Genomic DNA, 24,585 nt, shown 5'->3' with positions numbered 1-24,585 from the left:
CTCAATCCCATCAGGCATCCCAGCCACCTTACGCCGGTATGCTGATTTACCAGAACGTGGGTACCGCGATGCCCCGGCCAAGCCATAAAGGCACATACTCAACCGGAAAACTGATCGCGCTACGTGAAATCTGGCACAGCCCGGCACCCAATCCCCAGCAGATTACGTATAAATCACCCTGAAAACGCGGTGTATGGCGGTGTATTTCTACGCGAATCAGCAAGATCAGGCTGGATTATGCCCGATCCTGCCGGTTTTACGCGCACCCTGCCCGCTTTTTGCGCTGTTTAGCTTTCACAAAGGGATGCGTTTTTATATAGAAGTTTCAGGCTGGCCGAAGGCACCTTTAAAGTTTTAAGTGAACAGAATGTTGTAATGAATAATGGAATGTTAAATCTGCTGAAAACAAGGCGGCTTTGCGACCTCTTACACAAGCAGCCTGGATAACGCGTCCTGCCTGCTGACAGGTATTGGCGTGTCAGGTAAACGGAATAATATCTATGTTTACGCCGGTGATGTCCTGCCTGGCTTTATCGCCTGCATTAGTGTGTCTTTTCTGCCCTGTTCAATACCGTGATTAATGGTACACAGATTTGGCATGTATTATCCCCAGACGAATTTACAGCTGAGATTTTTATATTCCCGGCCTTCTCCCTGTTTAATTATCTGATGACGTTCCTGTTTATCTTATTATAGTTAGCCCTGTGCTTTTTCTTTTGGTGGTTGGGCTTTATAATAGCCGCCCTCATGCCCTCTTTTTACTGATTAGCTTTTAACGCGATAACGTTGTTTCTTGGTCCCCTTGCTTCCAGCGACGTTATCAGTGCTGGAAGTGCCTTGTAAGTTGTAACTAAAAATCGGTGCGTGACCGCATCTGTCGGCCAGACAGATAACCCTTTCATTATAAATGAAAATCCCAGAATGGTGTTGTTTGAATTTTCGTTAGCTACTGAAGAGAAACAGAAAAATGACGGCAATAACCCTGTACGACCCAATGGCTGACATCGCCATCTCATAGAGCTGCCTGACCATTACCGCACTACGGCCGAACTACCAGAAAAATAGGCAAAGAGATGAAGAAGCGATATTTCCCTTGCGCGTTTAGCCATGTCTTTAAGGTATTAACTATATTCTCCCGCCTTTGCCCTGCGATAAGAAACACGCATCATACAATCTCCTCCTCTCTGCCTATGGATAATGATCACTACCCTCTATCGCGCGCAAAAAAATAAAGCAGAGCCGGGTTAACGGTTCTGCTTTATTCATTTATAGGGATTAATGTAACGGGCGTGGGTTATTTAAAATCCGCATACGGCGTCAGCGGCTGCGGTGGGAGATCGAGATCGCCCTGCCAGCCGGCGGCGGAGTAACGGATATAGATCTGCACATGGCTGGGGGTGTAATCCTCGGCCTGCTGGATATCGACCCCGGCACCCAGCGTCCAGTGGCTGGTGAGCCGCCGTTCAAGCAGCGCCTGCAAGGTGTAACCAAACCCGCTGCTGCTGCTGCCCTCGCTGACATCATCCCGGTTGGTATACGAGGTGGGAACCAGCCCGCCGAGCGGGTAGCGGCGCTGGTCGGCGGTACCTGAGCGGGACCAGGAGACCGAACCGCCGAGCTGCCATGACCAGTTCTCCGTACGCTCGCGATAGTTTACCGGCACCGCAAACGAGAGATAGTGCTGCGGGCTGTAGTAACCGCCCTGGCCCAGCGAGTAACCGCTGAGGTCTTTCTGGTAATGCCACCACATGCTGTTGAGGCCCACGGTGGCGCGGCGGTTGTCTTCGTTGATCAGCTTGTAGTAGTAACCGGCCATCAGCCGCACGCGTTCGTTGTCCTCGACGTTTTTGCCGGTGATCTGGTGAGCGCTGAGGTCACTCCAGACGCCGTGCGCCCCGCCCTGATCGTAACTGCCGCTGAGGCTGACACCGGTAGCGCGCACCCCGCCCCAGCGTGTGCCGGTATTCGGGTCTTTGGTGCCGGCGTAGGAGAGCAGCGAGCTGGAGATCGGGCGGCGGGAAGCGGTGGCCGTCCAGCCAATCTGCCGCCAGTCCCCGCTGTAACTGACACCGCCGACCCAGTCAACCACCTCAAAGCCCATCGGCGTGGTGCCGATGTCAGCATTCCAGCGGTCGTTACGCCACCCGGCGGCCAGGCTGACGCCGTTGGCGGTCTGGCTTTTATCGGTGGTACAGGCGACGCTGGAACAGGTGCCGAAATCTTCGCTGTAACTGCCGTTGCTGGTCTCAAAGGTGCCTGCGTTAATCCGCACATAGTCACTGCGCAGGAAGGCGCGGCCGTCAGCCAGCGGCATATCGGCCTGCACCATGGTGGTGTTGGCGCTGAAGTCGGAGTAGCCGGGCGTACCGCTGGAGATGGAGTTGTCATGGTCGAGGGTGAATGTCACCTCCTGCTGGCGGTAGGCGTCCGCCGCGTCAGCGCGGATGCCGCGTTTTAACCAGTCATCCGTGGGCTGGTTGCGCGTCAGCCGGGTGTATTCCTCATTATCCTGCGGCACCGTGGGGGTGATGCCGCCCGCGACCATCGCCTGCGCATAATCCTCCCGCGCCTGGTCATACGCGCCCTGCTGCTGCTCAAGCCGGGCGCTGTCGCGGAAGATCAGCGCCGTGGTCTGCCCCGGCCCCGCCTGCCGTGCCGCCGGTTTGATCGCGGCCAGCCGTTGGGCGGCGCGCTGTGGATCGCCCACAGCCTGCCATGCGGCGGCGATGCGCCGCTGCTGGTTAAGGCTTAAGGCGCTGTCAGGCGTCTTCTCCAGTTGCTGTAACTGGCGGCGCGCCGTGACAGTGTCACCTTGGGCGGCCGCCACATCAGCCAGCCCCAGTTGCGCGTCGAGGCTGGCAGGCTCGGCAGTGAGCACCGCCTGGTAGCCGCGGCGGGCGGCGGCGTAGTCGCCCTCTTCCAGCGCCCAGTCCGCCAGGGTGAGATCGATGGCCGTCCGGCGCGGCTGGCTGCGTAACAGCGCCTCCGCCTCGGCGCGCTTGCCGGCCGCGCGCAATGCGAGGGCGCGGTCCATCACCTGTTGCTGCCGCAGCCGCTCTTCAAGTTCTTTCATGTTCTGGGACCACTGGGCGCGCGGCAGCCGGTTCAGGGTCGCCAGCGCCTGCTCATCCTGATCCTGCCCGGAGAGGTAGAGCGCGTACGCATAGTTCTGCTGCTCGCCGGGCGGGTGCGCCGCCATAAAATCGCGGAACAGCCGGTCTGCCGCAGCACCCTGCCCGATCTGCCGCAGCGCCCCGGCCTGCCGGTAGGCAAGCCAGACGTCGTCCGGCGCGTAACGGCGCGCCTCGCCATAGGCAGCAGCTGCCTCGCGCCACTTCTGCTGCTGGTTGAGCTGGTCCGCTTTGGCGCTCAGCACATCGCCCTGGAGCCGGTTGAGCGTCTCTGCGAGCACTTTGCGCTGGGCCGCGGGCAGGCCGTTGATAAACGCCAGCGCCTTCTCCGGGGACTGCTGCTGATAAAGCGAGGCCAGCCCGCGCACCGCCCCCTCGTTGGCCGGGTCGATGCGGCGCGCCTGCTGGTAGTAGCGCTCCGCCGCGGTTGGGTCATTACGGGCCACGGCGGCATCACCCAGCCCCAGCGTGGCGTAGGGGTCATCCTTCTCCAGCGGTACCGCCTGCTGGTAGGCGCGTTCGGCGGCGGCGACATCTTTCGCCTTCAGCGCCTTGTCGCCCTGCTCAATCAGCAGCCAGTAGCGGTTGGAATTAATCAGACTGACCCAGCGGTTGCCCTCGAAGCCGTTGGTGTCCACTTTTTGCGCCTGCTCGAACAAGGAGATTGCCCGCGCCCGGTCGCCGGATCGCGCATACGCCATGCCGAGCGCGCCCAACAGGTCGCTGTCGTTGGGGCTGGCGCGCAGCGCCTGCTCCAGGGCGGCAATCGCCTCTTTGCCGCCCCCGGCCTCAATCTGCGCCAGCCCGCGCAGCCGTGCCTGGTAGTTGGGGTCAGCCAGCATCGTCTGTTGCCGCGCCCGCTCCTTCTGCCCGGCTTCGGCAGCCGGGCCGCTGTCAAACACCGTGAGATAGCGGTCCAGCGCCGCCAGGCTTTGCGGGGTCACCGTCATCTGTTTCACCCGCGTCAGCCAGATGTCACCGGCGGCGTCGCGCGCATTGGCATCCTGCGCCGCCTTCTGCAACATCGCGTAGCCCTCTGCCTCCTGATTCTGGCTGAACAGCAACTGCGCCAGCGCAATACGCAACTGGCTGTTGCCCGGTGCCTGCCGGTCGAGCGTCTGGAGTTCGCGGATCGCCGCCGGGGCCTGTTGCGGCAGCCGCGCCACCAGTCGCCAGTACTCCACCGCCAGCTCGGTGCTCGGCGGCGGGCCGTTGAAGGCGGCGTCATAGGCGGCGCGCGCCTCCGCCAGCCTGCCCGCCGTCGCCAGCAGCCGCGCCTGTTGCAGCTGCTGGCGCTGTGCCGGCTGGGTCAGCCCGACCAGCACCGCAGACTGCCGCGTGATAACGGCATCCGGGGCCAGCTGTTGCAATCTGGCGAGCTGCTGCTGCGCCTGGGGGATATTGCCCTGGCGCAGCGCCAGCCGCAGGCGCGCGGCGAGTACCTGCGGGTTATTGGGGCTCATCAGCTCCAGGCGGTGCAAAGACTGCTGCACCAGCGCATCCTGAAAGGTCGCCTCACCCAGCCGCACCTGATCCAGCAACCAGGCCTCCGGGGAGACGGCCCCGGCCGCAGGCGGCGTGACCGCCTGCTCTACCGCCTGCGCCAGCGGCATCAGCGTCAGGCTCAGGGCCAGCGGCAGACAGGGCCGCAAAAAAGAAGTCCGCATGGTTACTCCTCAGAGTTCACGCGACGGCGGCTCAGCAGGCGCAGCGCGCGCCACAGCAGCAACGCCACCAGCACCACCAGCACGGCCGCCATCACCGCCAGCCAGCCCGGATGGGTCGCCAGCTGGTTCCACGCCTGCTCCCACCACGGCAGGTGGCCGACGAAGTAGACATCCCCCACCCGCAGGCTGCTTACGCCGGAGGCGCGCACCACCGCCACCGAGCCGCTGATCGCCGCCCGTTTACCGCTGTCCTGCAGTGCCTCGTTCATCAGCGCCTGCCCGGCGGTGTTATCCGCCAGAATCGCCACGATGCTGCGCTGCTCATGGTAAGGCGACTGCACCCCCACCAGCGCCGCGACCGGGTCAGCGGCGGTGATGGTCGTGCGGCTGGTCGGCTGGGCGTCACCGGCCGGGGTATTGCTGTCCGGCAACGGCGATTGCCTTCTCGGCTGGGTGACAGAACTCTGGGTTGCATCCATCAGCAGGCTCAGGGATTTATCGCCCCGCAGATCGGTCGGCAGCGTGCCAATCATCAGAATATCGGCGTCCGTTTGTTTGGCCTTCGCCCAGTCATCGCTGAGGGTCACCCCCAGCGCCGGGTAGCCGGTCTGCGAACCGATGCGCCCCAGGGCATCAAGCAGCGCGGTCAGCTGTACCGGCTGCGGTTGCGGGGCCACCAGCACCAGCGTCTCGGAAAGATCGGCCATACGGCTGAACGGGAAACCGGCGTTGATAAAGGCGCGCAGATCCGGCATCGACATAAAGTGGCGGTAGCCGGAGAAGTCGATGGTGGAGCTGTCGTCGATCACCACATGGTTATTCACCGTGGTAAAGGTCTCGCAGCGGTCGGTACGGCTGCTGGAGAGCAGCGAGGCATATTCGAAGTCAAAGCGCATCTGGTTCAGCGCCCCGAGTTTCAGCGCCGGGATAGAGAGCTTCTGCCCGTCGTCCGAGAGGCCAAGCAGCGGCAGGCGCAGCAGCTGGGTACTGTCGCGGGTGCTGGGCTGCAGGCTGAAGGCGCGCACAAACTGGTTATTGAGGGTCACGCTGAGGCGCGAGGTGTTCGCCAGCTCCGGCGGCGTATAGCGGTATTTCAGCTGCATAGTGATGCCGGAGCTGCGGATCAGGAACAGATCCGGCGGCAGGTTAAGGCTGAGCGCAATCGGGTAAGGCTGGATCCCGTCGGCCTGGAGCTGTTCCGGGTAGGTTTTCAGCTCGCCGAAGGTCATCGGCCGGTCGGTACGCACCCAGAACGGCGCATCGTAAGGCTGGCGCGGCGCAAGCTGTTCGACTTTGTTCACCGCCACCTGTGGCCCGCGGAACAGGATATTCCCCTGGGCGATGCCGGTGACTGCCTGCACCAGATCCTGATCGTTACGCCCCATCACCACCAGCAGCTTCACATAGGGGTTATCGGGGTGGGAGATCATCTCTACCGTCGGCCCATTCACCGGCGGCAGGTCGCGCAGGAAGCCGGGCCGTTGGTCATTGGTGGCGAACACCACCGCATGGCGTGTGGGCAGTTGGTTATAGAGCACCGGGAAGTGCTGGCCGCGCCATTGCGCCTGGGTACCGAACCAGGAGGCGAGTTTCGCGGCGGCCTGCTGCATCCCCAGGTCGGGCTGGCCGGCGAACACCATCGGCAGGGTCAGCGGCTGGTTATCACGCGCGTCGAAGAACGGCTCCGGGAAATGGGAGAGATCGTTATCCACCGGCAGTTTCTGGTAACGCAGATCCAGGGAGCTGCCTTTCCCGATGTCCACCCACAGGCTGCTGTTGGCCGGGTTTTCACAAAGATGCTGATAATGGCCGATAAACACCAGCCGCAGCCGGTTAAAGTCGGTGATATAGCGCGGGTCGATCGGCAACTGCACCTGATTAGGTTTCCCGAGCTGCTCGGCGCTGATGGCCGTGACCCCCATCAGCTGGTCATTCAGGTAGACCTTCAGCTGGGACTCCACCGGGATCAGCGACGGCGACGGCGTAAACTGGAGGTTCAGGGTGGCTTGCGTCACCACCTCGTCACTGCGCACGCCGAACTCAATCTGCCCTTCAGGGGCGATGCCGCGCAGCACAAAGGTACCGGGCGGCGGTGCCAGTTGGGGAAAGGCCACGTGCATATCACGCACCGGGGCGGTGGGGCTGCCGGGCGGCGTCTCCGGGGTGGCGGTCCCCGGCGGTGCGGTCAGCGGTGTCACCGGGAGCTGGGCCATCGCATTCATGCTGAACATGGCGGCAATAAAGCAGGTCAATAGTCTAATCATTGGTGTCATCATCTTGGTGGGTTCGCTGCCAGTGGCGCCCCATGCGCCACAGGAAGGGTGGATACGCCGCGCGGGGCCAGTGACAGCAGCCCGGCGAAAACAGAGGTAAAGAGTTGCACCACCGGGCGGATAAACGCCGGCAGGTGTTCCGCCATCCGCAGATAGCCGCGGATACCCAGCGCCATCACTTCACGCAGGCTGGCGAGCGGCCGGTCTTCCGGGAAGCTGTCGCCCTGGATCACCCAGGTATCGGCGCGGGCGAAGGTGCACTGCACAAAGTCGATCTGCTGCTGCACGGTGAGGTTATCGGTATGCATCCCCAGGCGGTTACCAAACTGGCGGGTAATCACACAGGGGAAGATGAACTCCTGGTCGCCGCGCCGCAGCAACAGCTGCACACTCTCCCCGGCGCGGAAGTGCTCGGCGGCATCCTCCACCTCAACGCCCACGCCCCCTTCGGAGTAGTCACGCAGCGTACAGGCGAACATATGGCCGTCCGGGCGCATCAGCGCGGCGGGCAAGGTGATCTCGACGCGGTGCGCCTGCCGCACCTGTTTCGCCTCAAAGGCCACCGCCGTGGCACCGCCGAGGATAATCATGTTGTAGATAACCCAGCCGACGCTCACCAGCACGGTGAAGCGCTCATCCGGCAGCCCCCAGCCGAAACGCCAGAAGGCAAAAATCAGCCCCAGCAGGTTCAGCAGCATCAGCACCCGGTAAGGCTGGGAGATCTTCCAGTCCACATAGGACTCCTCCACCAGCCCGCCCTTGGCGGTGACGTCAAACACCCCGCCATGCGGGCGGAACAGCGCCACGGTGGTGGGCCGGGCGATATACCAGGCGAGCACCGTCTCGTAGATCTCGCTCCAGAACGAGTGGCGGAACTTACCCTGGATACGTGAGTTGGTGAGGCTGGCATGCACCATATGCGGGAAGACATAGAGCACAATCGCCAGCGCCGGGGCGTAGATGATGTAGGCGTGGAACAGCAGGAACGCCAGCGGGGCCAGCAGGAAAATCAGCCGCGGCACCCCGGCGAGGAAGTGCATCATGGCGTTGACGTAGCAGAGCCGTTGCGAAAGCTTCAGCCCTTTGCCGAACAGCGGGTTGTCGAGCCGGAAAATCTGCACCATGCCGCGCGCCCAGCGGATGCGCTGCCGGATGTGGGACGAGAGGCTCTCGGTGGCCAGCCCGGCCGCCTGCGGGATGCGGATATAGGCGGAGGTGTAACCGTGGCGGTGCATCCGCAGCGAGGTGTGCGCATCCTCGGTGACCGTCTCTACCGCGATGCCGCCAATCTCATTAAGCACATTACGGCGGATCACCGCACAGGAGCCGCAGAAGAAGGTGGCGTCCCAGAGGTCGTTACCATCCTGTACCAGCCCATAGAACAGCGCCCCCTCATTGGGTGCCTGGCGGAAGCGGCCGAGGTTGCGCTCAAACGGGTCGGGCGAGAAAAAGTGGTGCGGCGTCTGTACGATGCTGAGCTTCTTGTCTTTGAAGAACCAGCCCACGGTCATCTGCAGGAAGGAGCGCGTCGGCACGTGGTCACAGTCGAAGATCGCCACCAGATCGCCGGTGGCCTGTTTCAGGGCGTTATTGATGTTCCCCGCCTTGGCGTGTTCGTGGGTCGGCCGGGCGACATAGCGCACGCCGATCTCCTCGGCAAAGGCGCGGAACGCCGGGCGGTTGCCGTCATCCAGCAGCCACACCTCCAGCTTCTCTTTGGGCCAGTCCATCCCCAGTGCCGCATAGAGGGTGGAGCGCACCACGCTGAGATCCTCGTTATAGGTCGGCACCATCACATCCACATGCGGCCAGGTGCTGATGTCCTCCGGCATCGGCGCGGGTTTGCGGTTCAGCGGCCAGATGGTCTGGAAATAGCCGAGCACCAGCACCACCCAGGCGTAGGTTTCTGCCACCAGCAGCGTCAGGCCGAAGATCAGGCTCAGCGAGTCATCCCAGTTCAGCGTCTGGGTATAGCGCCACCAGAGGTAACGGCAGGAGACGGTCAGCGACAGCACAATCAGCATCAGGGTCGGCAACCGGCCGGGGATATTGCGCACCAGCATCGCAATCCCCCACAGCAGCAGCACGAAGGTGAACTGGGCGAACAGGCCGAACGGCTGGGAGATGCAGAACCACGCCAGCACCAGCGCCACCGCACAGGTGGTGACATAGAGCACCCGCCGCAGCAACGGCGGCATGCGCCCGATGCGCCGCTGGGCTTTTCTTGCCAGGCTGGCGGCCCCCATCTGTGCCGGGAGCTGGTTAAGGCGCGCCAGCATCCGCTGCCGCCAGCGGGTGTAGGCCGGTACCAGCCGCCGTTCGCGCGGGGTGCGCACCTGCCGCCCCGGCAGGGTCAGCAGCAGCCAGCCCGCCTGCAACAGGTAGCGCAGGCCATCCAGCAGCCGCGGCTTATGGGGGGCGATGTGCGGGAACCAGTGGCGCGGGTGGGCGCGTACCGGCTGCCACGCCGGGGACTCCAGCCGCAGCACCAGCCACGCCAGCGCCACCCAGAAGGTCATCAGCCCGCTGGCGAGCGCCCCGGCGCGGTGGCGGCGGTAATCCTGGTAACGGGCACGCAGCGCCGCCCTGACCGGCGGCATTAAAAACAGCCTCAGCGGCGTCATGCTGTGCCCCCCTTCAGGTTGATCAGGCACCAGTTGGCCAGCACCGTCATCTCTTTGGCGGCCAGGCTGTGCGCGCGGTACTCCCCGACCGGCTGTTTGGCGGCCAGCGCCTCGTTGACCGCCTCATCGCGGTGAATGACAAACGGCAGCAGCCCCGGCAGGCTCTGCTGCCAGAGCAGCAGGATGTCCTGCTGGAGCTGGCTGGCGGGCGTGAACTGGTTCACCAGCAGCAGGCTGCCTGCCGGGGCGGGTTGCTGGTGCAGGCGGGCGTGGCAGTTGCCTTCCGCCGTGACCACCCGCAGCAGCCGGTCTGCCTGCGCCAGTGCCTGCAGGGTCAATGGGTTTTCCCGCCCGGCGGGCAGATCCAGCAGCACCCATTGGTAGTGACCAGCGCGGCAGAGCGCCGCCACCTCCGGCAGCGCGCCCGGCACCGTGTGGGTTTCACTGCGGCCGAACGGCAGCAGATCGAGCGGTGTCTGCCCGCCCTCCCCGCCGCTGTAGCGCATCGCCGCCTGTTGCCACGGCAGACCGGCCTGTTGCGCCTGCGCCCAGCCGCGTGCCTCGCCGAACGGCATATTAAAATGCAGGCGCAGCAGGTTATCCGGTGAGAGATCCACCACCAGCACCCTCTCCGCCAGCTGATGCAGCGCCCAGGCCAGCCCGGCCGTCACCGCGCTGCCGCCTGCGCCGCCGCGTACCCCCTGAATGGCAACCACCGGCATCTCAGGCAGGCTCCTGCGGGTCAGGCCGGGTGCTTAACTCCCCCAGCAGCGGCCAGCGGGCCAATAACGCCGGAATACGCGACGCCCGGGAAATATCCACATAGCGGAATGCCGGGATCTCAAACGTTTTTCTCAGCACATAAAAATCATCACTAATAGCCGGGTTTTCCGGCGGAAACGTAAGCTGATGTTTATTATCCATACCTGTAACCTTAAACGGGACAACGCGCTAAAAGCGCTGAAAAACCGGGAAACCCGCATGGGGCCGGGCTGCCGTGTCATTATTTTTTAAGCGTAAAGTTGGTGATTACAAATGGCAATGTTAGACTCATTTATAGGTTTTTTCCGTTTTTACCCCAGCAAACTTTTCATAAAGCAGAAAATTTCATGGCGCTATCATTTCCCTTCGGTATTAAACAGCTTTGGGATGAATTATCGGTAATGCAGGCGCGCGGACTTTACTGGGTTAATAGTGACACTCAGGAAAATGCGCGCGCGCTCTGCCGCCAGGTGGCAGAAAGCCAGCCGCAGGAGACTGATATTTCATTGATTTGCAGTGGCGAGCGCCCGCGGGAGTTGCTCGGCGCGCTGCCCGGTGCGGCGGTAAAACGGTTGCCGCTCTTTACCCTGCCGGCAGAAAAAGCGGCGTTACGCCGTTTACCGGTGGAAGCCGGGCGGTTAATCCGCAAACCCGGCGGCTTAATTATCTATTACGCCCCGGCCACCCTATTCCTGGAATTGGGCGAGGCGGCACTGACACAATGGCTGCAGGCGATGCGCAGCCTGATGAATAAACGCGGTAGCACATTTTTGATTATTTGCCACAGTGCCGGGGTGAATAAAATAAAAAGCGCGTTAATATCACAACACCAGCTCTTATTTGGCTTCTCCGCCCTGACAACGGAGGTGGAAAATAACGCCTATCAGGTCACCTGGTGGGCGGCGGATAAAGGGGTGGTGACCAACCAGCGCTTTAATTTGCGCACCCTGCCCGGGGGCGGCTTCGCCTTACAGGACGATCAGCCCACCGGGGATTTCCGCGGCAGTGATGACACCTGGTACCTGGCCGAACGCAGCGTGCTGGAAGGCGCGCCGCCGCTCTCCAGCAACTGGCAGCTGTTTGACGACAACGCCCAGCTGGCGCGGCGCGGTGAGGCGCTGCACGCCGCGACGCTGATTTTTGCCCTGCACAGCAACCAGGCGATCCCGGCGCTGGCACGGGAAATCTATCAGGTGCGGCAGGCAGGCGGTAACGGCCTGAAGATTGCGGTACGGGAGATGAAAGTGAGCCTGCGCTATACGGATGAGAAGCTGTTGCAGGCGTGCGGTGCCAATCTGGTGGTGCCGCAGGCAGCAACGCTCTCCGCCTTCCTGACGCTGCTGGACGGCATCCAGGGCAGCCGCTACAGCCGCCCGCTGCCGGAGAATGTGGAGCGGCTGATCACCGGGATGCGGCCCTTGCAGGTGCGCGGCGTGCTGGCGCGCCCGGCCTTCTGCAACACGGTGCGCTCGCTGCTCGACAGCAGCCTGCTGGCGGAGGACACCAAAGGCATTCTGCTGTCGATGCGGCCGGTGCCGGGGCTGCTGCCGCGCCAGGCGCTGTCGCTCTGTACCCTGCGGCGTGACGGCGACCTGGTCACAGTGGATGCGCACCACCTGCACCTCTTCCTCTCCAACTGCCGCCTGCCGGATCTGGAGATCGCCCTGGAGTCGGTGTTCCAGCTCCCGGTGACCGACGCTTTTACCAGCCGCCGCGAGTGGCATGAGGATACCGCCATCCTGGAGCAGCTGAGCCGCATTGAGCGTGACGCGCCGGACACCGATGAGGCCCCGCTGCCGCTCACGGCGGCCGCCTCCGCGCAACCGGCGGCGCCTGCCCCTGCGCCGCGCCGCCGGCCGCAGCCGCTGACCCTGCCGGTGCTGGCCGCCGGGCCGGAGGGCGCGCCATGAATTCTACCGACCTGATCCAGGTGTTCCTGATCGCCGCCGTGATCTTCTTTTTCCTCGGCTGGGCGGCACGGCGCGCGCTGCCCCGTTTCTGGCAGGGCCTTCAGGCCCGGATCTTCCCTACCCGTTACCTGAAATCCGCCGGCGTCTGGGTGCGTGACGGCACGACTAAAGAGAAAACCTCCCATCATGAGTGATAATACTGCCCCGCGGCACGCGCCTGCCGCCCGACCTGACCTGTGGCGACACTGGCGCGGGCTGGGCGGCTGGAACTACTATTTTCTGCTGAAGTTCATGCTGCTGTGGAACGGCTACCTGAACTTTGACCTGATCAGCAACCTGATCTTTGTGGCCTTCCTGCTGTTCCCGCTGCCCTCCCTGCGGCTGCACCGCTGGCGGCATATTCTCGCCATTCCGGTGGGGCTGGGGCTGTTTTACCATGACACCTGGCTGCCGGGTTACCGCTCAATCCTCTCCGAGGGGACGCAGGTGGCCGGGTTCAGCCCCTCTTACCTGCTGGATCTTGCCAACCGCTTTATTAACTGGCAGTGGGTCGGCGTGGCGTTCGCCATGCTGGTGGCCTACCTGTTTATCTCCCAGTGGGTGCGCGTCACCACCTTTACCGTCGGCGTGCTGGCGTGGCTGGTGGCGGTGCAGGTGCTGCCGGAACGCATCACCAGCGCCGCGCCGGGTGCCGCTGTCGTGACCACCGCCCCGGCAGGCGCTGCGGCTCCTGCCGCGGCCCCGGGTGCGGCTACGGCGGCGGCGGGAGCCGGCCCGGCGCAGACCCTGCCGCCCACCAACGCCAACCTGACCGCCTACCTGAACCAGTTCTACGATCAGGAGCGGGCGCGCAGTACCGCCTTCCCGGCGCAGTTACCGGCCGACGCCCAGCCGTTCGACATTCTGGTGATCAACATCTGTTCGCTGGCCTGGGCGGATATGCAGGCCGTCGGGCAGGACAGCTCGCCGTTCTGGTCGCGCTTTGACATCAAATTCGACAGCTTCAACTCCGCCACTGCCTACAGCGGCCCGGCGTCCATCCGCCTGCTGCGGGCCAGTTGCGGCCAGCCGTCCCACACCGATCTCTACAAACCGGCGGGCCAGCAGTGCTACCTGTTCGACAACCTCGCCAAACTCGGCTTCACCTCGCAGCTGATGATGGACCACTCCGGCGTCTTCGGCGGCTATATCGATGACCTGCGCAAAGAGGCCAACATGCAGTCACCGCTGATGTCGCAACAGGGCATCGGCCATGAGATGACCTCCTTTGACGGCGAGCCGATCTATAACGACCTGGAGATCCTGAACCGCTGGCTCGGCACTAAGCAGGAGTCGCCGCGCAGCGCCACCTTCTTCAACCTGATTGCGCTGCATGACGGCAACCGCTTTATCGGCTCCACCCAGTCGGCGGACTACAAAACCCGCGCGGCTACCCTGCTCAACCAGCTCAACACCTTCTTTGACGAGCTGGAGAAGTCGGGCCGCAAGGTGATGGTGGTGTTTGTGCCGGAGCACGGCGCGGCGGTGACCGGCGACAAGATGCAGATGTCCGGGCTGCGTGACATCCCCAGCCCGAGCATTACCCACATCCCGGCCGGTATCCGCTTCTTTGGGATGCAGGCACCGCACCAGAGCACGCCGCTGACCATCACCACCCCCAGCAGCTACCTGGCGGTGTCGGAGCTGGTGGCGCGCTCGGTGGACGGCAAAATCTTCACCGCGCCAAGCGTGGACTGGTCCACCCTGACGCAGAACCTGCCGCAGACGCCGGTGGTGTCGGAGAATGCCAACGCCATCGTGATGCAGTACCAGGGCAAACCCTATATCCGCCTCAACGGCGGCGACTGGGTGCCGTATCCGCAATAAGCGCCGATACGGGATGCAGAGACAAAAAAGCCGGCGGATGCCGGCTTTTTTATGCGCAACGCCCTAGACCGTTTTCGCGGCCAGCCGGTGGACATGGTCAATGGCGGCCTGGAGCATCGGCACATCCACCCGGAACGGCATATTGGCCATGTCCGGCGCGCGTACCGCCCGTTGCAGGATGGTGGCGCGCTCCTGGGGCGTCAGGCCGGGGGCAATCTCCTCCAGGGTGACCGGGATACCGGCGGCGCGCGCCAGCCCGATGGCGGAGGCGATCTCATTGTCGTGGCGCTGCTCCAGCGCCAGCAGGCAGAGGTTGCCGAACCCCACCAGCAGGCCGTGCGCCACGTGGCGGGTGCGCGCGCAGCCGGTGAAGCCCTCATACAGCGCGTGGGCCGCGCCGGTGTGGCCGCCGTTGCTCATCACCGAGGTCAGCCCGGCGTAGAGGAACACCGCGTCCAGCACCTGCTCCAGCGCGGTGTTGGCCTGCCCGCTGCGCACCGCGCGGCACGCCTCTTCGGCGTGGTCAACAATCAGCGAATAGCACAGCTCACTGTGGGCGCGCACCACCGCCGCCAGCGACGGGTTCACCTGCGTCGCGCTCACGGCACGGTACTCATACCATTTCGCCAGCGTATCCCCCAGCCCGGCGGCAAAGCCCGGCAGCGGCGTGCGCGCCAGGATGTCTGCATCAATCACCGCCGCTGCCGGCCCCTCCGGCAGCGCCTGCATATCGCGGAACTGGCCGTCATCGTGGTAGCGGAACACCAGCGGCGTCATCGCCGCGCAGGTGGCGGCCACCGTCGGCAGCGTCATCACCGGGATGTGGTTGTGCACCGCGGCCGCTTTGGCGGTGTCCAGCGCCCGCCCGCCACCGGCGGCGATCACCACTTCCACCCCCTGCCGCTCCAGCAGATCCGCCAGCCGGTGGATCTGCGTCTCACTGCACTCCCCGCCGTACCACTCGCTGCCAAGGTAACTGACGCCGCTCTCCTCAAGCTGGCGCACCACCAGCGGCTCGGCAAACGCCAGCGCCCGCTTGCCGCCAATTAACAGGGCGCGCTGCCCCAGCCGCCCGCACATCCGCCCCAGATGGGCAATCGCCCCGCGCCCGCGCAGGACGCTGGCCGGAAAAATCAGCCGGTGTGTATACATAGGCTTCCCCTGGTTGGTCAACTGGGCTAAGTATGGCTGAAAAATAACCGCCCGCGCGGGCAGGTGCCGGTTTTGCGGCATGGCGCAACAGGCGTGATCACAGGGCGTGAACGGTGCCGGGGGTAAAAGCCGCATCACGCGGCTTATGGCAGGGAAAGGGCTGGGGGAAGGCTATTTAAAGACGCGGAAACGCTGTTCATCATCCATATAACTTTTCTCGCCCGGCGGCTGTGCAATGCTGCCGAACGGCATCTGGGCGCGCAGCCGCCAGTGGGCAGGCAGGTGCCACTGCTGCTGTACCGCCTCGTCAATCAGCGGGTTGTAATGTTGCAGGGACGCGCCGATTTTCACCTGCGCCAGCGCCGACCAGACAGAGAACTGGGCGATGCCGGTGGAGTGTTCTGACCAGACCGGGAAGTTTTCGGCATACAGCGCATACTGCTTTTGCAGGTCGTCAATTACGCGGGTGTCTTCAAAAAACAGCACCGTGCCCGCCCCGGCGGCAAAGGAGCCGATCTTGTTTTCCGTGGTGAAAAACGCATCGGGCGGCACAATCTTTTTCAGCTCCTGTTTGACGATCTCCCATAACTGCTGGTGCTGGCCGTCAAACAAAATCACCACGCGGGAGCTTTGGGAGTTGAACGCCGAGGGGCTGAGTTTGACGGCCTCGGTGATCAGGCGGATTACCTCATATTCGGAACAGGGCAGCTCACTGCCCAGCGAGTAGATACTGCGGCGGACGGCAATGGATTCAAGAAACGCATTACTCATTACTGGCTCCTGGCTGATAACGGTAAGAGGGGTCACGCCATCGGGTGCGGCGCTGGTTTAAGTATGGGAGGAAATGGGGTGATTGCAAAAAATCAACACAATTACCGCAGGTTAGCGCCGCCTATGCCCGGCGGGCCGGAAGCCTGAGGAAATTCCGAATCATCAGAGTAATTTATCAATACAATCAATGTGCCCTTTCCCCGTGTGACCCCTTGCCTGTTATTTCCCCGCTATCCGGTTTACCTTTCGGGTAAACAGGTCAATGTTTAACCAATACGCCGGTATTGACGCATGGCAGTGTGCCGCCCGGTGCGCCGGGACGCCTCTTTCTCTCTTTTTCGTGGGGTAAAAATATGTTTGATTATCAGCCCTTCAGCTACATCCTCGCTGAAACCACCTTCCCCGGCCCCATCGCCCTGAACGACCACTCGGACGCTGTGAAACGCGTGCAGGAGTGGCTGACGTTCCACGGCCACGGCCTGGTGATCGACAGCGACTTCGGCCCGGCCACCCAGCGGGCGCTGTCTGCTTTCCGGCAGGCATCTGCTTTGGCCGACAACGGCCCGGTCAACGCGGATGACTGGGCGCAGCTGGTGGCCCCGATGCGCCGCGCCCTGCAGCTCCCCACGCCCGATACCACCCTGCCGCAGACCCTGCTGAAGATCGCCCGCCAGCACCTGGCCGCGCACCCGCTGGAGCTGGGCGGTGAGAACCGCGGCCCCTGGGTGCGGCTCTACTGCAACGGGCAGGATGGCGATGCGTTTCTGTGGTGCGCGGGGTTCGTCAGTTTTGTGCTGATGCAGGCCTGCGCGGTGCAGCAGGTGCCGCTGCCGCTGGAGGTGTCGTTAAGCTGTGATGCGCTGGCAACCAGCGCCAAAGAGCATGGGCGGTTCATTCCGGGGGTGCACATCGACAGCGGCAACACGCCGTGGAGCGATCTGGCCGGGGTCGGGCTGTTTCTGGTGAGGAAAAGTGCGCAGGACTGGACGCATGTCGGCTTTGCGTTTGACGGCGTGGACCACACCTTCCAGACGATCGAAGGCAACGCCAACCAGCAGGGGTCACGCAACGGGTTTGAGGTCTGCTCCCGTACCCGCGCCGTGCAGCACTGCGATTTTGTGATCATTGCCTGAAGGGCATGAAGGGGATCAGCAGACGGCGGCCGCGGTCACGGCCGCCGTCTCTGTACACCGATTTAGCGCGGGGTTTGCTCCGCCGGGGTTTTGATCACCAGCCGTTCGAACTTCCCGGCGACGACCAGGTAACCGAACATCCCCAGCAGGCCGTGCGCGCCGACGAACCACAGCGCCGTTTCGAAGGAGCCGGTGGTCGCCACCAGGTAACCGATCACCACCGGGGTGATGATGCCGGCGATGTTGCCCAGGCAGTTAAATACCCCGCCGCTCAGGCCGATCATCTGTTCCGGCGCGGTATCGGACATCACCGCCCAGCCGATGGCCGACAACCCTTTGCCGAAGAACGCCACCGCCATCAGCGCAATCACCGCGCTGTCAGAGGAGACCACGTTCGCCCACACCAGCATCGAGGCCATAAACATCCCGAGCACAAACGGCGTCTTACGCGCCGGGGACGGGTGCACGCCGCGGCGGATCAGGAAGTCGGAGAACATGCCGCCCAGCACCCCGCCGCTGAAGCCGCAGATGGCCGGCAGCGCCGCGACCCAGCCCGCCTCCATGATCGACATGCCGCGCCCTTTGATCAGGTAGATGGGGAACCAGGTGATAAAGAAGTAGCTCAGGGCGGTAATGCAGTACTGGCCGATGTAAATGCCCCACAGCGTGCGGTTGGTGAAGAGCTGGCGCACCTCCTGCCAGGTAAAGCGGCGGCGGTCGCGGCGGCGGTTCTGCTCGAGGTCCACCAGTGCACCGTTGGCGCGGATGTGCTCCAGCTCCGCCTTGCCGAGGTGGGGGCTGGTGTGCGGCTCTTTATAGAACACGAACCAGCCGACGCCGATCGCCAGCCCGAGCGCGCCCATCCAGATAAACACATGCTCCCAGCCGAGCGCGTGCGTCAGCCAGGCCATCAGCGGGGTAAACACCACCACCGCCATATACTGGGCGGAGTTAAACAGCGACGAGGCGGTGCCGCGCTCATTGGTGGGGAACCAGCAGGCCACAATACGGGAGTTGGCCGGGAATGCCGGGGCTTCCACCAGGCCGAGCATAAAGCGCATGGCGAACAGCACCATCGCCGCATACACCCCGGTGACGCCGAACCAGCCCACGGTGCCCTGCATCATGGTAAACACCGACCAGAGCAGCAAACTGCACCCGTAGACGCGGCGCGCGCCGAAGCGGTCCAGCAGCCAGCCGCCGGGGATCTGCCCCAGCGCATAGGCCCAGGCAAAGGCGGAGAACACCAGCCCGAGCATCATCGGGTTAAGGCCCAGCACACGCGAGACCTCTGTCCCGGCGATCGACATCGTCGCGCGGTCAGCATAGTTAATCACGGTGATCAGGAAGATCATCGCCAGTACCACATAGCGGAAGTGGCCCGGCTGCGCCTGCGTTAACGGCACCGCCCGCTGGCCCGGCTGTGCGGACTGGTGTGTCGCGGACTGTGCCGGTGGCGTCGGCGAAGTGGCGGAGGTAGGGGTAGTCATCGTCGTCTCCACATCATGATGGTGAGTTTCATCCTTGATCGCGGCGTTATGCCTCGGTGCCGTCGCTGGCGGTAAGACTGTTCTATCGGTTACACGGGGCGGTCAGGCACCCGTAAAGGTAAGAGTTTGTTTTAATGTATTTTTAGGGTGAGGCTTCCCGGCGTGGCTCCTCATTGGGCGCTCTGCCGGTTAAAACATTTTCAGATCATACATGTAACATCATAGAAACATCATCGATATAGGTCTAAGTTAGATTCACTATCAACCGATACAAGAATTGAATCATGGAGCTGAGCCAGTTGCGTTGTTTTGTGGCGGTGGCCGAGGAGCTGCACTTCGGCCGCGCCGCCCGGCGGCTGTTTATGACCCAGCCGCCGCTGAGCCGCCAGATCCAGCTGCTGGAGCACGCCCTGGGCGTCACGCTGCTGACCCGCAGCCACCGGCAGGTGCGCCTGACCGCCTCCGGCGAGAGTTTCCTGCGTGATGCGCGGCAGATCCTCGCGTTTACCCAGCAGGCGGAGATCTCGGCGCGGCGGGTGGCGGCCGGGGTCGCCGGGCGGCTGACGCTGGGGTTTACCGCCGTGTGTGCCTACAGCCAGATCCCGGCGCTGATCGCCGAGGCGAGCCGGGTGCTGCCGGAGGTGGAGATGATTTTAAAAGAGATGGTCTCGTCGGCGCAGTTGCAGGCGCTGGTGGCGCGCACGCTGGATGTGGCCTTTGTGCGCCAGCCGCTGCCGCTGTTCCCGCTGGAGTACCTGCGGGTGCTGCGCGAACCGCTGGTGCTCGCCCTGCCCGCTGCCTCGCCGCTGGCCACGGAGCCGCTGCCCAGCCTGGCGGCGCTGCACCGCCAGCCGTTTATTATGTATTCGCCGAACGAGGGGAAATATTTCTATGACTGCATCGTGTCGCTGTTCAGCCAGGCCAACGTGCTGCCGCGCTATGTGCAGTTCCTGAGCCAGACCCATACCATCCTGGCGCTGGTCAAAGCCGGGCTGGGCATGGCGATCGTCCCCGCCTCGGCGCAGTCCCTGCGGATGGAGGGCGTCACCTTCCGCCCGCTGCCGCAGGAGGGCGCGGTGGCAGACGTCTACATGGCGTGGCGGCAAGATTGTGACAACCCGGCCCTGGCCGCCTTCCGCGGGCTGGTGGCGGCCGGGCTGGAAAAAGAGCAGGCGTAAAAAAGGGCGCCGAAGCGCCCTTTGGGGAAGTCACACATTCACTCACGTTGCCGGAATTAAGGCTTCCAGCCGCCGCCGAGGGCTTTATAGAGGGTGATGGTCTGGTTGAGCTGGCCGAGGCGGGTGGTGATCTCCGCCTGTTGCGCGGCATACAGCGAACGCTGCGCCACCAGCACATTCAGGTAGTTATCCACGCCCTGCTTGTAACGCAGTTGCGAGGTGTCGTAGTTGCGCTGGTTGGCGGCGGTGTCCAGCTCGCGCGCCTTCAGCTCATCCTGGTAGGTCTGCTGGCCGGCCAGGCCGTCAGAAACCTCTTCGAACCCCTGCTGGATCGCCTTCTCATAGCGCGCCACTTCAATCTTCTTCGACACTTCCGCGATCGTCAGGTTGGCGCGGTTCACGCCGCCGTCAAAGATCGGCAGGTTAATCGACGGCATAAACGACCAGGAGCCGGTGCCGCCGGAGAAGAGATCGCCGAGGCTGGCGCTGGTGGTGCCGCCCTGCCCGGTCAGTGAGATGCTCGGGAAGAAGGCCGCGCGCGCCGCGCCGATGTTGGCGTTGGCCGCTTTCAGCGCATGCTCCGCCGCGACGATGTCCGGGCGGCGGGTCAGCAGGTCAGACGGCAGGCCCGCCGGCAGCGCCGGGAAGTGCCAGTCACGCTTGAGCGTCGCGCCGTCGATCAGCGACTGCGGCACCGTGGTGCCGGCCAGCAGGTTCAGGGCGTTGATGTCCTGGCGCACCTGGCGGCTGTAGCTCGCCACGTCCGCCTGCGCGCTGCGCACCGTGGTCTCGGCCTGCGCCAGATCCTGGGTGGTCGCCACGCCCTGCTCATAGCTGACTTTGGTCAGGTTGTAGGAGTCGGTCTGGCTCGCCACGGTCTGTTGCGCCAGGGCCAGCAGGTCACGGTCGGCGCACAGCGACAGGTAACCGGAGACCGCTTCCGCCACCAGGCTCAACTGGGTGGCACGCTGGGTCGCTTCGGTCTGGAGGTAGGTCTCCAGCCCTTCGTCACGCAGGCTGCGCACCCGGCCGAACAGATCCAGCTCGTAGGAGGTGACGCCGAGGTTGGCCTGGTACTGGTGGTAGGTCACCGGGCCGGTGCTGCGGGTGTTGTACAGCCCGCCCGGCAGGTGCGCCCCGGTGCCGCCGGCACCGAGGGCCACCGTCGGCAGCAGCGCCGCACGGTCTACGTCAAACTGCGCCTGGGCGCTTTCCACATTCAGCGCCGCGACCCGCAGGTCACGGTTGTTGGCCAGCGTCAGGCTGACCAGCTGTTGCAGTGCCGGATCGTTGAAGAACGTCTTCCAGCCGATGTCCGCGCCGTTGGCCTGTGCGCCCTGTGCGGGCGCGTTCCAGTTGGCGGGTACCGGCATCACGGGCCGGTTATAGTCCGGGGCGAGTGTACACCCGCTCAGGGTGGCAAGGGTCACCAGCGCCATCAGGGAGAGGCGGAATGGCTTATTCATGGTTGGTTTTCTCAATAGCGTGGCCAGTGCCGGTCACAGGGTTAGACTTGTCTGCGCGGTTGCGGGTAAACAGGCGCACCACCACCACATAGAACATCGGGACAAAGAAGATCGCCAGGAAGGTCGCGGTGATCATCCCGCCGACCACCGCGGTACCGATGGAGTGCTGGCTGCCTGCGCCTGCGCCGTGGGAGATGGTCAGCGGCACCACGCCGAGGATGAAGGCCATTGAGGTCATGATGATCGGGCGGATACGCAGCTTGGCCGCTTCTACTGCCGCCTCAACAATCCCTTTGCCCTCACGCTCATGCAGCTCTTTGGCAAACTCCACAATCAGGATGGCGTTTTTCGCCGCCAGCCCCACCGTGGTCAGCAGGCCGACCTGGAAGAAGACGTCATTCTGCAGGCCGCGCATCAGCACCGCACCAATGGTACCCAGCACGCCGAGCGGCACCACCAGCAGCACCGAGAACGGAATGCTCCAGCTCTCATACAGCGCCGCCAGGCAGAGGAACACCACCAGCACCGAGATCGCATACAGCGCCGGGGCCTGGGAGCCGGAGATCTGCTCTTCATAGGAGATGCCGTGCCACTGCACGCGGAAGCCTTTCGGCAGTTTGGCCGCGATCTCCATCACCGCTTTGCTGGCGTCGCCGGAGCTGTAGCCGCTGGCCGGGGAACCCATCAGCTCCACGGACGAGACGCCGTTAAAGCGTTCAAAGCGCGGTGAGCCGTAGCCCCATTTGCCGCTGCCGAAGGCGGAGTACGGCACCATCTGGCCGCTGCTGTTGCGGAAATACCACTTGTTGAGGTCTTCCGGCGTCACGCGCGAGGTGGCGCGGCCCTGGATGTAGACCTTCTTCACGCGGTCCTGGTACATGAACTGGTTGACGTAGCTGGAGCCCCACGCGGCGGAGAGCGTGTCGTTGATGTCCTCCAGGCTCAGGCCGAGGGCGCGAGCGCGTTCGTCATCAATCATCAGCTCATACTGCGGCTCGTCATCCATGCCGTTCGGGCGCACCGCCGTCAGGCGTTTGTCTTTCGCGGCCATGCCGAGGAACTGGTTGCGCGCGGCGATCAGCGCCTCATGCCCGGCGTTGTTGGTGTCCTGCAGGTAGAAGTCGAAGCCGGTGGCGTTACCCAGCTCCATCACGGCAGGCGGCACCAGGGCGTAGATCTTCGCCTCTTTCTGCTGCGAGAAGTGTGCCATCGAGCGGCCGGCCAGCGCCTGCACCGTCTGGTCTGCACCACGCTCGCTCCAGTCTTTCAGCAGCACGAAGGCGATACCGACGTTGGTGCCGCGGCCGGAGAAGCTGAAGCCGTTGGCGGTAAACACCGATTTCACCGACGCGCGCTCTTTGTCCAGCAGGTAGCTGCGCATGTTGTCCAGCACCGTCTGGGTACGCTCCGAGGAGGCGTTCGGCGGCAGGGTTACCTGCACCAGCATCACGCCCTGGTCCTCATCCGGCAGGAAGGAGGTCGGTACGCGGGTAAACAGGAAGCCGGTCAGCAGCACGATGCCGAGGTAGATCACCAGGAACAGGTTACGGCGGGAGATCACCCCCTGCACGCTGCGGGTGTAGTGCAGCGTACCGGCGTCAAACATGCGGTTGAACCAGCCGGCAAAGCCGGTGTGCGCCTTCTCCTCGTCATACTGCTTGAGGATGGTGGCACAGAGCGCCGGGGTGAAGATCAGCGCCATCAGCACCGACAGTGCCATCGCGGAGACGATGGTGATCGAGAACTGGCGGTAGATGATGCCGGTCGAGCCGCCGAAGAAGGCCATCGGCACCAGTACCGCCGAGAGCACCAGCGCGATGCCGAACAGCGCGCCCTGGATCTGCTCCATCGATTTGATGGTGGCGGCTTTCGGGTCGAGCTTCTCTTCGTGCATCACACGTTCGACGTTCTCCACCACCACGATGGCGTCATCCACCAGCAACCCGATCGCCAGCACCATGCCGAACATCGTCAGGGTGTTGATGGAGTAGCCGAAGGCCGCCAGGATGCCGAAGGTGCCGAGCAGTACCACCGGCACCACCAGGGTGGTCACCAGGGTGGCGCGCAGGTTTTGCAGGAACAGCAGCATCACGCAGAACACCAGCACGATCGCTTCCAGCAGGGTTTTCACCACTTCCTCAATGGAGGCGCTGACCACCGGCGAGGTGTCATACGGGAACTTGATTTGCACGCCGTCCGGCAGCGAGGATTTCAGGCCGTCCAGGGTTTCGCGCACCGCTTTGGCGGTGTCGAGGATGTTGGCCCCGCTCGCCAGACGCAGGGCGATACCGGTAGAGGGCTTGCCGTTCAGGGTCGAGGCGATGCTGTAGTTCTCCGGCCCCAGATCGATGTTCGCCACATCACTCAGGCGCACCTGGGAACCGTCCGCATTGACCTTCAGCAACACATCCTTGAACTGCTGCGGCGTGGTGAAGCGGGTCTTGCCGATGATGGTGGCGCTGAGTTTGGTCTGTTTCACCGTCGGCAGGCCGCCGAGCTTACCGGAGGAGACCTGCACGTTCTGCTGGTTGATGGCCGTGGTGACATCACTCGGGATCAGCTGGTATTTGTAGAGCTTGGCCGGGTCGAGCCAGATGCGCATCGCATATTCCGAGCCCATCATCATAAAGTCGCCGACGCCCTTGGTACGGGTGATCGGGTCTTCCAGCTTGGTCACCAGCAGGTTGCTGAGGTCAGAGTTGCTCATCGAACCGCTTTCGGCGATCAGACTGACCACCATCATAAAGTTCGACTGGTATTTCGCGACGCGCATCCCCTGGTTGACCACCTCGGTGGGCAACTGGGATTCAGCCAGCGAAACCTTGTTCTGCACCTGCACCTGGGCGATGTCCGGGTCGGTGCCCTGATCGAAGGTGGCGATGATGGTGGCGCTGCCGTCGCTGTTACTTTGCGATTCGATATAGCGCAGGTTATCCAGCCCGTTGAGCTGCTGTTCAATCACCTGCACCACGGTGTTCTGCACCGTCTGGGCGGAGGCACCCGGATAGGTGACTGACACCGAGATCGCCGGTGGGGCGATGTTCGGGTACTGGTTAATCGGCAGGTGCAGGATGGAGAGCGCACCGGCCAGCATCACGATGATTGCCACTACCCAGGCAAAGATCGGACGCTCGACGAAAAATTTAGACATGCGGAGTGAAC

Annotated in this window: 15 protein-coding genes; 5 read left to right on the top strand and 10 right to left on the bottom strand. The window is 63.4% G+C overall.

What is annotated here, in order from left to right:
• Nucleotides 1-1,294 precede the first annotated feature (1,294 nt).
• From bcsC to bcsR, 5 genes are read right to left on the bottom strand one after another with little or no spacing between them, the layout of a single operon-like run.
• A complete protein-coding gene (gene bcsC, locus CYR32_RS12925; protein WP_420912835.1) occupies nucleotides 1,295-4,798 on the bottom strand; it encodes a cellulose synthase complex outer membrane protein BcsC in 3,504 nt (1,167 codons plus the stop codon).
• Nucleotides 4,799-4,800: 2 nt separating this feature from the next.
• Nucleotides 4,801-7,062, bottom strand: coding sequence for a cellulose biosynthesis cyclic di-GMP-binding regulatory protein BcsB (bcsB, locus tag CYR32_RS12920; RefSeq protein ID WP_101824967.1), 2,262 nt, complete (start codon nucleotides 7,060-7,062; stop codon nucleotides 4,801-4,803).
• An 8-nt stretch (nucleotides 7,063-7,070) separates the two neighbouring features.
• Nucleotides 7,071-9,695 (bottom strand): UDP-forming cellulose synthase catalytic subunit, encoded by a 2,625-nt coding sequence (bcsA, locus tag CYR32_RS12915; RefSeq protein WP_101824965.1) that lies wholly within the window; start codon nucleotides 9,693-9,695, stop codon nucleotides 7,071-7,073.
• On the bottom strand, nucleotides 9,692-10,417 hold the full coding sequence (bcsQ, locus tag CYR32_RS12910) for a cellulose biosynthesis protein BcsQ (protein ID WP_101824963.1): 726 nt from the start codon (nucleotides 10,415-10,417) through the stop codon (nucleotides 9,692-9,694). The genes bcsA and bcsQ overlap by 4 nt, the downstream gene beginning before the upstream one ends.
• 1 nt (nucleotide 10,418) lies before the next feature.
• Nucleotides 10,419-10,619 carry a cellulose biosynthesis protein BcsR gene (gene bcsR / locus CYR32_RS12905; protein WP_101824961.1) on the bottom strand — a complete coding sequence of 67 codons (201 nt, stop codon included), beginning with the start codon at nucleotides 10,617-10,619 and terminating at the stop codon, nucleotides 10,419-10,421.
• Nucleotides 10,620-10,804: 185 nt separating this feature from the next.
• On the opposite strand from bcsR, the gene bcsE reads away from it, so the two are divergent.
• From bcsE to bcsG, 3 genes are read left to right on the top strand one after another with little or no spacing between them, the layout of a single operon-like run.
• Entirely contained in the window at nucleotides 10,805-12,367 is a 1,563-nt protein-coding gene (bcsE, locus tag CYR32_RS12900; RefSeq protein ID WP_101824960.1) for a cellulose biosynthesis protein BcsE, read from the top strand.
• A complete protein-coding gene (gene bcsF, locus CYR32_RS12895) occupies nucleotides 12,364-12,561 on the top strand; it encodes a cellulose biosynthesis protein BcsF (RefSeq protein WP_101824958.1) in 198 nt (65 codons plus the stop codon). Before bcsE ends, bcsF begins: the two co-directional genes overlap by 4 nt.
• A complete protein-coding gene (gene bcsG, locus CYR32_RS12890) occupies nucleotides 12,554-14,233 on the top strand; it encodes a cellulose biosynthesis protein BcsG (protein ID WP_101824957.1) in 1,680 nt (559 codons plus the stop codon). The genes bcsF and bcsG overlap by 8 nt, the downstream gene beginning before the upstream one ends.
• A 63-nt stretch (nucleotides 14,234-14,296) precedes the next feature.
• On the opposite strand, the gene CYR32_RS12885 is transcribed toward bcsG, so the two are convergent.
• Nucleotides 14,297-15,385 (bottom strand): iron-containing alcohol dehydrogenase family protein, encoded by a 1,089-nt coding sequence (locus CYR32_RS12885; RefSeq protein ID WP_101824956.1) that lies wholly within the window; start codon nucleotides 15,383-15,385, stop codon nucleotides 14,297-14,299.
• A 171-nt stretch (nucleotides 15,386-15,556) separates the two neighbouring features.
• Nucleotides 15,557-16,156 carry a nitroreductase family protein gene (locus tag CYR32_RS12880; protein WP_101824955.1) on the bottom strand — a complete coding sequence of 200 codons (600 nt, stop codon included), beginning with the start codon at nucleotides 16,154-16,156 and terminating at the stop codon, nucleotides 15,557-15,559.
• A gap of 353 nt (nucleotides 16,157-16,509) precedes the next feature.
• Here CYR32_RS12880 and CYR32_RS12875 point away from each other — a divergent pair, with 353 nt between their 5' ends.
• Nucleotides 16,510-17,289: a peptidoglycan-binding domain-containing protein gene (locus tag CYR32_RS12875; protein WP_101824954.1), complete on the top strand. Its 780-nt coding sequence runs from the start codon at nucleotides 16,510-16,512 to the stop codon at nucleotides 17,287-17,289.
• 62 nt (nucleotides 17,290-17,351) lie between these two features.
• On the opposite strand, the gene CYR32_RS12870 is transcribed toward CYR32_RS12875, so the two are convergent.
• Complete coding sequence (locus tag CYR32_RS12870; RefSeq protein WP_101824952.1) at nucleotides 17,352-18,779, bottom strand: MFS transporter; 1,428 nt, start codon at nucleotides 18,777-18,779, stop codon at nucleotides 17,352-17,354.
• Between the two features lie 284 nt (nucleotides 18,780-19,063).
• Here CYR32_RS12870 and CYR32_RS12865 point away from each other — a divergent pair, with 284 nt between their 5' ends.
• The gene (locus CYR32_RS12865) at nucleotides 19,064-19,957 is read left to right on the top strand and encodes a LysR family transcriptional regulator (protein ID WP_206602458.1); all 894 of its coding nucleotides are present in this window, start codon (nucleotides 19,064-19,066) and stop codon (nucleotides 19,955-19,957) included.
• A gap of 56 nt (nucleotides 19,958-20,013) precedes the next feature.
• Here the strand turns inward: CYR32_RS12865 and CYR32_RS12860 are convergent, their stop codons facing one another.
• Entirely contained in the window at nucleotides 20,014-21,423 is a 1,410-nt protein-coding gene (locus CYR32_RS12860) for an efflux transporter outer membrane subunit (RefSeq protein WP_101824948.1), read from the bottom strand.
• Complete coding sequence (locus tag CYR32_RS12855; RefSeq protein WP_101824946.1) at nucleotides 21,416-24,574, bottom strand: efflux RND transporter permease subunit; 3,159 nt, start codon at nucleotides 24,572-24,574, stop codon at nucleotides 21,416-21,418. The genes CYR32_RS12860 and CYR32_RS12855 overlap by 8 nt, the downstream gene beginning before the upstream one ends.
• Nucleotides 24,575-24,585 lie beyond the last annotated feature (11 nt).

The sequence above is a fragment of the Chimaeribacter coloradensis genome, assembly GCF_002858715.1.
Taxonomy (GTDB): domain Bacteria; phylum Pseudomonadota; class Gammaproteobacteria; order Enterobacterales; family Enterobacteriaceae; genus Chimaeribacter; species Chimaeribacter coloradensis.
The sequence above is the reverse complement of the archived record's forward strand: the minus strand, read 5'-3'. Positions and strand labels throughout refer to the sequence as shown.

Excerpts from the sequence above, each read along its gene's own strand:
- bcsC (WP_420912835.1), bottom strand. The coding sequence starts at position 4,798 with ATGCGGACTTCTTTTTTGCGGCCCTGTCTGCCGCTGGCCCTGAGCCTG.
- bcsB (WP_101824967.1), bottom strand. The coding sequence starts at position 7,062 with ATGATTAGACTATTGACCTGCTTTATTGCCGCCATGTTCAGCATGAAT.
- bcsA (WP_101824965.1), bottom strand. The coding sequence starts at position 9,695 with ATGACGCCGCTGAGGCTGTTTTTAATGCCGCCGGTCAGGGCGGCGCTG.
- bcsQ (WP_101824963.1), bottom strand. The coding sequence starts at position 10,417 with ATGCCGGTGGTTGCCATTCAGGGGGTACGCGGCGGCGCAGGCGGCAGC.
- bcsR (WP_101824961.1), bottom strand. The coding sequence starts at position 10,619 with ATGGATAATAAACATCAGCTTACGTTTCCGCCGGAAAACCCGGCTATT.
- bcsE (WP_101824960.1), top strand. The coding sequence starts at position 10,805 with ATGGCGCTATCATTTCCCTTCGGTATTAAACAGCTTTGGGATGAATTA.
- bcsF (WP_101824958.1), top strand. The coding sequence starts at position 12,364 with ATGAATTCTACCGACCTGATCCAGGTGTTCCTGATCGCCGCCGTGATC.
- bcsG (WP_101824957.1), top strand. The coding sequence starts at position 12,554 with ATGAGTGATAATACTGCCCCGCGGCACGCGCCTGCCGCCCGACCTGAC.
- CYR32_RS12885 (WP_101824956.1), bottom strand. The coding sequence starts at position 15,385 with ATGTATACACACCGGCTGATTTTTCCGGCCAGCGTCCTGCGCGGGCGC.
- CYR32_RS12880 (WP_101824955.1), bottom strand. The coding sequence starts at position 16,156 with ATGAGTAATGCGTTTCTTGAATCCATTGCCGTCCGCCGCAGTATCTAC.
- CYR32_RS12875 (WP_101824954.1), top strand. The coding sequence starts at position 16,510 with ATGTTTGATTATCAGCCCTTCAGCTACATCCTCGCTGAAACCACCTTC.
- CYR32_RS12870 (WP_101824952.1), bottom strand. The coding sequence starts at position 18,779 with ATGACTACCCCTACCTCCGCCACTTCGCCGACGCCACCGGCACAGTCC.
- CYR32_RS12865 (WP_206602458.1), top strand. The coding sequence starts at position 19,064 with ATGGAGCTGAGCCAGTTGCGTTGTTTTGTGGCGGTGGCCGAGGAGCTG.
- CYR32_RS12860 (WP_101824948.1), bottom strand. The coding sequence starts at position 21,423 with ATGAATAAGCCATTCCGCCTCTCCCTGATGGCGCTGGTGACCCTTGCC.
- CYR32_RS12855 (WP_101824946.1), bottom strand. The coding sequence starts at position 24,574 with ATGTCTAAATTTTTCGTCGAGCGTCCGATCTTTGCCTGGGTAGTGGCA.